This is a genomic window from Sporosarcina sp. CAU 1771 (genome assembly GCF_054482775.1).
This window is the reverse complement of the sequence record NZ_JBTLRN010000061.1, coordinates 1-1,123: the sequence shown is the minus strand read 5'-3', so window position 1 is coordinate 1,123 and position 1,123 is coordinate 1. Positions and strand designations below refer to the sequence as shown.

Sequence of the window (1,123 nt, the reverse complement as noted above, 5' to 3'; positions counted from 1 at the left end):
CCGCGCTTCCACCCCGGACCTATCAACCTCATCATCTTTGAGGGATCTTACTTACTTGCGTAATGGGAAATCTCATCTTGAAGGGGGCTTCATGCTTAGATGCTTTCAGCATTTATCCCGGCCACACGTAGCTACCCAGCGATGCCTTTGGCAAGACAACTGGTACACCAGCGGTATGTCCATCCCGGTCCTCTCGTACTAAGGACAGCTCTTCTCAAATTTCCTGCGCCCGCGACGGATAGGGACCGAACTGTCTCACGACGTTCTGAACCCAGCTCGCGTACCGCTTTAATGGGCGAACAGCCCAACCCTTGGGACCGACTACAGCCCCAGGATGCGATGAGCCGACATCGAGGTGCCAAACCTCCCCGTCGATGTGGACTCTTGGGGGAGATAAGCCTGTTATCCCCGGGGTAGCTTTTATCCGTTGAGCGATGGCCCTTCCATGCGGAACCACCGGATCACTAAGCCCGTCTTTCGACCCTGCTCGACTTGTAGGTCTCGCAGTCAAGCTCCCTTATGCCTTTGCACTCTACGAATGATGTCCAACCATTCTGAGGGAACCTTTGGGCGCCTCCGTTACTCTTTAGGAGGCGACCGCCCCAGTCAAACTGTCCACCTGACACTGTCTCCTGCCCCGATAAGGGGCATGGGTTAGAAGTCCAATACAATCAGGGTAGTATCCCACCAACGCCTCATCCGAAGCTGGCGCTCCGGAGTCTAAGGCTCCTACCTATCCTGTACAGATTGCATCGGAATTCAATATCAGGCTACAGTAAAGCTCCACGGGGTCTTTCCGTCCTGTCGCGGGTAACCTGCATCTTCACAGGTACTATAATTTCACCGAGTCTCTCGTTGAGACAGTGCCCAGATCGTTACGCCTTTCGTGCGGGTCGGAACTTACCCGACAAGGAATTTCGCTACCTTAGGACCGTTATAGTTACGGCCGCCGTTTACTGGGGCTTCAATTCGAAGCTTCGCTTGCGCTAACCTCTCCTCTTAACCTTCCAGCACCGGGCAGGCGTCAGCCCCTATACTTCACCTTGCGGTTTTGCAGAGACCTGTGTTTTTGCTAAACAGTCGCCTGGGCCTATTCACTGCGGCTCTCTCGGGCTTTAACACC

1 rRNA gene is annotated in these 1,123 nt (G+C 54.4%); it reads right to left on the bottom strand.

The features are described from left to right. A 23S ribosomal RNA gene (locus ACXYMX_RS17080) occupies positions 1 to 1,123 on the bottom strand; the annotation flags it as partial.